Source organism: Chitinophaga terrae (ex Kim and Jung 2007), assembly GCF_900107795.1.
GTDB lineage: Bacteria > Bacteroidota > Bacteroidia > Chitinophagales > Chitinophagaceae > Chitinophaga > Chitinophaga terrae.
In genome coordinates this window covers 1-7,380 of record NZ_FNRL01000056.1, presented here as the reverse complement: position 1 = coordinate 7,380, position 7,380 = coordinate 1, and the positions used below count along the sequence as shown (strand labels likewise).

Here is a 7,380-nt window from a genome sequence, read left to right as displayed (position 1 = left end):
GAAGTATGAGTAGAAAAGGTAATTGCTGGGATAATGCAGTAGCAGAAAGCTTCTTCAAAACGCTAAAATCCGAGCAGATTTACGGCAATAAGTTGATTACCAAGGGTCAGATGAAAGCAGAACTATTCGAATACATAGAAATCTGGTATAATCGAGAACGTCGTCACTCCACATTGGGAAATCTTACAATTGAGCAATTTAATAACAAAGAGCAAAAAATTAAAAAAGCTGCTTAACTAGCACTGCCGATTTTATTTGCAAGTCCAGCTTATTGAATTCCCTAATGAAGTTAGGGATGCTATCTGCAGCGAGTGCGGCTTTTCCCTTCCAACATTTTACCGGAAAATGCGTACCACAGACAAAAAAGATGAGATAGGCAAAATTATACCAGCGTTAAGTAATGCGGAAAAGGGAATGATCATTAAGGTGGTATTTTGCAATCTGAATAAATTAGTAGAATACTTTAACAACTATAGGAAAAAAGATGGATAACGAAACCAGACTATCTATTGCTTATAGTGACCTAAAGGATAAGCATGTAACACTCAAACTTAAATACTCTTTTAAGAAACGGGAAATTAAGCTGCTCAATCAAAAATACTTGGAGTTGTGTAAACGGTATGCTGAAGAAAACGATTTCCTTAACAAGCTGCTAAAAGAGAAATGGTTTGTGCGAGGCCTAACAGAAGAAGAAAAAGCTTTTATGCTTAAAATGTGAACACCATTGTATAACGGAACCTGGATTCTATCCAGGTTTCCTGTTTCCATAATAAATTAATTGTAAATATGAATGTGCTACAATATATTGAGGCAAACCCTAGCATCATGATGGGAAGCCTGTCATTAAGAATACGCGTATCACTGTTGAGCTGATCCTGGAAAAATTATCTAAAGGTGAAACGATGCAAGATATTCTTAGCGCATCCGCATATTAATCAGGAAGCTATTCAAGCAGCCTTGTTATATGCTTCCTTAAATGAAAAGCATATAAGGAAAATATGAGGAACAGTTACTTCTCACTAACTATTAAAACAACATAGTATGGAAATCCTGAAAGTCCTTATCCTATTATTTATTGCCGGAGTTATTCTTGTTGCAATTTTGGCAGGCTATGCTATACTAGATAGTATTTTAGCTTCGGTGATGAGATTACTAGCACAAATCTCCTTCTGGGTTTTAGTGGTGGCTGGTATTGTCTTCTCGATAATTATTTTCCGAAAAAATTAACCATAATGACAGATACAGCGGCGGCAATGAGAACGTGCACCTAAAATAACTATATAATAAGATTTTAAAATTTAGTTTTTCTCAATAATTGTTTAGTAAATTTGAGTAAAAAGCATATGATTTTCAAAGATTTACGATTTGGCAACTATATTATAGATGCAAACAACGAAATGGTGGAATATTCTCCTAGCATCATATGTTCAGATGAACCATGTGATATTGGAACATATTTTCTTTACAAACAAGATGAGCAGTTGCATATAGCAAACCTAAATCCCATAGTAATAACAGAGGAATGGCTACTAGGGCTAGGGCTAAAAAAGGAGAGTACACATCCATGGGCACAACCAGGATGTGGTTCTGCCTGGGAAATAGAAGGACATAAATTTATGCTGACGACCCAAGGGCAACTATTTCTAATTAATTATAAGGCCAACAAAAAGCCTATAGAATATGTACATCAATTGCAAAATCTACTTTATGATCTAACAGGCGTCGAGCTTATGTTAAGTGAGAATACGTAAGAATAAGTACCCATGCCTAATACCAGCATTTTATAGGACTTAAATAGGGGTGAATTGAGTATTATGATGCCGATTTGTGATAATATTCACTGGAAGGAAGAGTTCGTTTATGTTTATGATAATCATAACGAGATATAGTGATAAAAACTATTCATCAAATTAATGAAGCATTCCTTCGCAAAAGGACGTTATTTCCGAAATATAAAAACATCAGTTCGGGTTTCTACCAATCTATGTAAAACAGTATACGAAATATGTTACTTTGTTTCAAGCTTATATGTTAAGCTATTTCTTTTTTCTCGAAATTATATGGCCCTCCCAAATATTCAACAATTAATAGTGGAAAATATTTATCAATTGCGTCAATTATTTTAATAAATAATGGATAGACGGAATCTCCCTTTTCCGTTCTCCCCAGTGAAATCCAGGTTGAAGGGAAATATCTAGATAGCATCCCTAAGAAAAAGGATAATAAATAGTATTGCGACAAAACATTTAGGTAAAGGTTATTATTTATTGGCCGTGTTAATGAAATATCACCTATTCCAATATTAAAAGGGTCTGTAAACCTTTGAGAGAATTGAGGAATATGATTTGTTTTCGTACTGATGGTTGTTTTACCGCCATTTTCAGTTATTGAATATGGGCCATAAATTTCCTCTGAAAGAATCTCGGCTATTGTGCTACTATCAATTGGTTTGTTGACAACAAATTCATATCCTTCTCCTTGTGATGAATGTTTCAGAGATTGAATTGTTAAAAAATGTAGTTTTCTCTGTGTCCATGTTTCAAATTCATCACTAAAATCGGATATAGTTTGAACTAAGTCAATTAATGTTATTTGTGTTCCAATTTTTGGCAGCGGGAAATCTAGCGACCAATTAACCCCACTTGAATTATGCTTCAAATACGTTTTATTGCCAGTTGATGTAAGTAGCTCGTAAAAAGTTCCCTGTTTAATTGTAACAGTTAAACTGCCAAAATCTTTTTTAACTAGGGCCTCCCTCCAGTTTAAAGTATCCAGACCGTGTGAAGGCTTCATTGAGGATTCAGAAATTTTTGGAGAACAGGATAATATGAGGCCCCTTGCTAGTGAAGCAACACCGTAGTATTGAAGTAATGGTTTAACGGTAATCTCTGCTCTTTGAGAGTTTTTGAAATACTCCCTTGCTTGAATAAAGTTTGACGTTATTTCTAATACTTGTCTAGCCGTAGAGTCTCTGTTATGTTTGTTCTTTATGAAACGTTCAACAAGATCACGTGTTTCGAATTCTAATAATTTATTCCACGCCTTATTTTGCATGATAAGTTCTCTATATTTAAAAAAAATGATAATTTAAATAGATCACAGAATTTTGTGATAAATACTGGATGAATATTTGTTTATCATCAGATTATTCTGTCGGGCCATGCAATTAAGACATTACAACAGAAATAAACCCTGCGTTTATCAGCTCAGGTATAGAAACCAGCCTATCTCCACTCGGTACTGCTAAATCTTGAAGGAAACTTACTGGTGTAATACATGAAATAGCATCATCCCCGAAATCCATACCGGTAGAGTTAACTCCAATAACATAAGCTCCTTTCATTACTGGGCCACCACTAGCTCCTCCGTCAATTCTCATAGATGTTTGGTAGCAGGCATTCTTCAGGGATAGAAAGCCATCTTTATGATATTCTTCAACCTTTCCCGCAGACTCTCTGCCCTGGAAGGTAAATTGCTTATTATCGTCATCGAGCCATTCGGATTGGGTTAATGGGTAAGCATAAGTTAAAATTTCATCACCAATATTTGGTGAAGCAAAAGACAATTGAAAAGCGGAAGCAGGAACAGGATTTTTGTTAAAGGCGTCGTTATTTTTTGCATCTCCTAAAAATCCTATTGCAATATCCGCATTAGGGTGAACAACAAGATGTTTTAACTCCCTCACAATCCTCGTCCCATCCTCTAGACTTTGTACGCCATATAAAGTTGGTTGGTGTGTTCCATCTGGTTTAATAAAAACATGCTTCGCTGTGACAAAACCGCCATATGGATGAATAAAAAAGCCGGTGCCAAGACATCGAAAGTCCTTTTTTTGGGGATCAAACGTTATTAACGGGAAGATACTAGCCTCACGGGAAACTAGTTTCCCCTCTGAATTTTTGAACATAATATATTATTTATTAGTTATTTGTTGGTGGCGAAAGGCCCAGTCTACACCAGACCTTCACCTATCAAATCCCCCTTGGGTATCCCCCCGTCGAATTTAATTTTCAAATTTAAAATTATCCGCTTGAAAGGAGTGGGGCAAAAAGCTGTCTTAAATACTACTTTTGTGTTATTCTGTCTTGAACTATCCTTATATACAGAATATGGCATTATTATATATTGTTCAGGTATACTAAGGGATAATAAATGGGGCTAAAACCGGGTTTACCCTAGGTTACAAATAATTAAAAAAAGATAATTTAAACAAATATATTTATACAATCCCTGAATATTTTACAGACAAATCTCTTAACAGTTGGGTATGAACGAAACACTTTTTGATAGAATTGTTAATTGGGTCGAGCGAAACCCCGGATTAACCATGTTCTGGTTTATACTGACCTTACTTGTTATATTTTTTGGAGTTCCATTACTTATCACTCAATTTTCACTCTGGTTTACTTTCGATGATTCAACTGGAGTAATGGGAGATACAATTGGGGGTATTACTAGTCCACTAATTGGCCTCGTAGCTGCCATCCTAACCTTTTTTGCTTTCTGGATTCAGTTTAAAGCCAACCAGCAGCAGCGTATTGATATACGAACAGAACGTTTTGAAAGCAAATTTTTTGAAATGCTAAAATTGCACAAGGAAAATTTAAATGAACTGATTGTTGAAGGATATGAACCTGCTAAAAAGCTGGTATCTAACCAAAGTGCACTATCGGCTATACCGCCAATAACTACATTATCAGGTGAAATAATACCAAAAAGGATAGCAGGAAGACAATTTTTTGTTGACGCTACTGCGGAATTGCAAGCAATTTATGAGATATGCAAAGCTACATTAACTTTTGAGGAGATACCAGATACGAAAGATTATCTTATCAAACTATCATACCGCTTTTTCTTTCATGGTATTGAATCGTCTGTTGTAAAAAGAATTGATCCTTCGATCAGTGACGAGATTACATTTGTCAATAACTGTAAGGATAGACTGGCTGAAGCAAAAGGTAGGTTTGAGAGTAGTGGGGGTAGTAATTTTATTTACGATTTTCCTAATTCTAATATTAGAATCCCACTAAATTTTAATTATACACCTTTTGCAGGACATGCTTCAAGATTAAGTCACTACTTCCGGCAGCTATTTTTGCTGGTTAAATATGTTGTTGGTAAGCCTGATAGAGAAATCAATGACCCTGAAAAATTAGACTATTTAAGGATGGTCAGAGCACAATTGTCTGAGCATGAGCAGTTAATGTTATATTTTAACTATTTGTCAGGGTATGGTGATGCTTGGGAAAATGGCACCAATGAATTTTTTTCCAAGTATAGAATGATCCATAACCTGCCTTTTGATCTTACCACCTTCACTGTTAACCCCCACAAAAAGTTTAAAGAACAAATTGATAGATTGCTTGAAAACGGTATTCATATGTTTGAACATGATGAACAAGGATTACCTAATCCCCACTTGACGGAGGAACCCAACAGTGAATCGTTTTTTGGAAATATTCTGGGGCAAAATTATGAAGAAGAACAACCCGTTAATCAAAACGGCTCTATCCGAGAAGTACAGGATGATATGGACACAATTGAGCAGGATAAGTTGGATGAGGCTAATTTTCCTCATGAAAGCAGGCCAGCAAAGGATGAGGACACCAAATAATTTCCATTTATGTAAGAAAGTGCCTGTACAGCCCCAGCCTCGTCCTCCATCCCCCCTTAAAGGGAAACCCCATCCGATCCCCCAGGAGTTATAGTTTCCAAATTTTCAAGACTATTCTGACTGACAGGGGGACAAATTGGCTTATCTACAACTATTTATACGATATGGTTGCTGTAACGACCATATACAGAATATTGCATTTATAGTATGTTCAAGTATTGTAAGGGATAACAAATATATTATATCACAGAAATACCCGTTTACCCGCTGTAGAAAGTGGACCGTTGAAAATCTCTTAAAACCGGCTCCAACTCGTAAATAAGCCTTAAATCCTCCAAAAAACGGTTCGAAATCTGCACATCAGGGGGAGCACTACTTGACGAAGGTTCAGAATTTTCTTCTGAACCTTCTTTTTTTTCTCTCAAACCCTTGCTAATCCTAAGCAAAACGGGAGTGTAAAATAAACTGTGTCAAGATTTAATTTACAATCGTAATTTCAGCCGCTCACCAAAAATAATTGATAATTGTGACACAGTCAAGCTCCAGTTGGGGAGCGGCTGTGTCCACTTTTTTTGGATATTTTGTGCAGCCAGAAAGATTAGTTTTAGCAAGGCCATATCAGAAGTAAATGCCCCTTTGGTTTTGGTTACCTTACGTACCTGGCGATGGAAACCTTCGATGGTATTAGTGGTGTAGATGAGCCTACGGATAGCGTCAGAATATTGGAAGTATGTACTGAGCTTATCCCAGTTTCGATGCCAAGAGTCTATTACGACGGGATACTTTTTACCCCATTTCTGGTCCAGCTGCTCCAGCCGGGATTCCGCTTCTTCTTTGCTTACCGCTTGATAAACCGGTTTTAAATCGGCCATAAATGGCTTTTGGTCCTTACTGGCAATATATCTGATGGAATTACGGACTTGATGTACTATACAGGTCTGTACCGCTGTAAAGGGGAATATTGTGGCTATAGCCTCAGAAAAGCCCTTCAGGTTATCAATACAAGCAATGAGTATGTCAGATACCCCCCGCTGCTGAAGGTTAGCCAATACACTTAACCAGAAGTTAGCGCCCTCGCTCTCAGAGATATACATGCCTAGTAGCTCTTTTCGTCCCTCAGCGTTTATACCAACAATATTATAAACACAACGGTTAACTATTTTGCCCTCTTCTTTGACTTTATAGAACATGGCATCCAGCCAGATAATACAATACAGCGGTTCCAGGGGACGGGCCTGCCATTCTTTAACAAGGGGAATGATTTTATCGGTGATAGAAGATAATGTGGCTGCTGAGATCTCTGTATCGTACATGTCTTTAATATGAGCAGAAATGTCCCGAAGGCTCATGCCATGGCCGTACATACCGATAATCTTATTCTCAAGGCTCTCAGCAAGGATGGTTTCGCGCTTTTTGATAATCTGTGGCTCAAAACTGCTTGCCCTGTCGCGGGGTGTCTCCAGGTCGATTGTACCATCCGCTGTTTTAAGCCGTTTGCGGTTTTTACCGTTCTTCCGGTTACCATTTGCACGCTGCTCATCGTCTAAATAGGCTTCCATTTCTCCCTCCAGCGCGGCTTCTAGAATATCCTTTAGCAGGGGGGCAAAAGCACCATCTTTACCAAACAAGGACTTGCCAGAGCGCAGTTGCTCCAAAGTCTTGCGTTTGAGTTCTTCGTAGTCAAATTTTTCTTGTTGTTCCATAAAAAAAAACTGTGTTAAAGGTCTTGTTTTTTTAGCCTTTGACACAGTTTATTTTACAGTCTC

At 37.2% G+C, this 7,380-nt stretch carries 8 protein-coding genes and 1 pseudogene; 6 read left to right on the top strand and 3 right to left on the bottom strand.

Annotation, left to right across the window (positions count from 1 at the left end):
• The 5 genes and pseudogenes from BLV62_RS27865 to BLV62_RS27845 all read left to right on the top strand — a co-directional run.
• The coding region (locus BLV62_RS27865) for an IS3 family transposase (protein ID WP_139170429.1) at window positions 1-236 on the top strand (236 nt) is incomplete at its 5' end.
• A 248-nt stretch (window positions 237-484) separates the two neighbouring features.
• Window positions 485-718 carry a hypothetical protein gene (locus tag BLV62_RS27860; protein ID WP_089766332.1) on the top strand — a complete coding sequence of 78 codons (234 nt, stop codon included), beginning with the start codon at window positions 485-487 and terminating at the stop codon, window positions 716-718.
• Window positions 719-839: 121 nt separating this feature from the next.
• A pseudogene (locus BLV62_RS29080) lies at window positions 840-935 on the top strand (DUF433 domain-containing protein); the annotation flags it as partial.
• A 106-nt stretch (window positions 936-1,041) separates the two neighbouring features.
• Window positions 1,042-1,227 carry a hypothetical protein gene (locus BLV62_RS27850; RefSeq protein WP_089766330.1) on the top strand — a complete coding sequence of 62 codons (186 nt, stop codon included), beginning with the start codon at window positions 1,042-1,044 and terminating at the stop codon, window positions 1,225-1,227.
• Window positions 1,228-1,343: 116 nt separating this feature from the next.
• Complete coding sequence (locus tag BLV62_RS27845) at window positions 1,344-1,751, top strand: hypothetical protein (RefSeq protein WP_089766328.1); 408 nt, start codon at window positions 1,344-1,346, stop codon at window positions 1,749-1,751.
• Between the two features lie 280 nt (window positions 1,752-2,031).
• Here the strand turns inward: BLV62_RS27845 and BLV62_RS27840 are convergent, their stop codons facing one another.
• Window positions 2,032-3,054, bottom strand: coding sequence for a YaaC family protein (locus BLV62_RS27840; RefSeq protein ID WP_089766326.1), 1,023 nt, complete (start codon window positions 3,052-3,054; stop codon window positions 2,032-2,034).
• A 112-nt stretch (window positions 3,055-3,166) separates the two neighbouring features.
• Window positions 3,167-3,907 carry a S1 family peptidase gene (locus BLV62_RS27835; protein WP_089766324.1) on the bottom strand — a complete coding sequence of 247 codons (741 nt, stop codon included), beginning with the start codon at window positions 3,905-3,907 and terminating at the stop codon, window positions 3,167-3,169.
• Between the two features lie 360 nt (window positions 3,908-4,267).
• On the opposite strand from BLV62_RS27835, the gene BLV62_RS27830 reads away from it, so the two are divergent.
• Window positions 4,268-5,614 (top strand): putative phage abortive infection protein, encoded by a 1,347-nt coding sequence (locus tag BLV62_RS27830; protein ID WP_089766323.1) that lies wholly within the window; start codon window positions 4,268-4,270, stop codon window positions 5,612-5,614.
• A gap of 482 nt (window positions 5,615-6,096) precedes the next feature.
• On the opposite strand, the gene BLV62_RS27825 is transcribed toward BLV62_RS27830, so the two are convergent.
• Window positions 6,097-7,317, bottom strand: coding sequence for an IS256 family transposase (locus BLV62_RS27825; RefSeq protein WP_089766321.1), 1,221 nt, complete (start codon window positions 7,315-7,317; stop codon window positions 6,097-6,099).
• Window positions 7,318-7,380 lie beyond the last annotated feature (63 nt).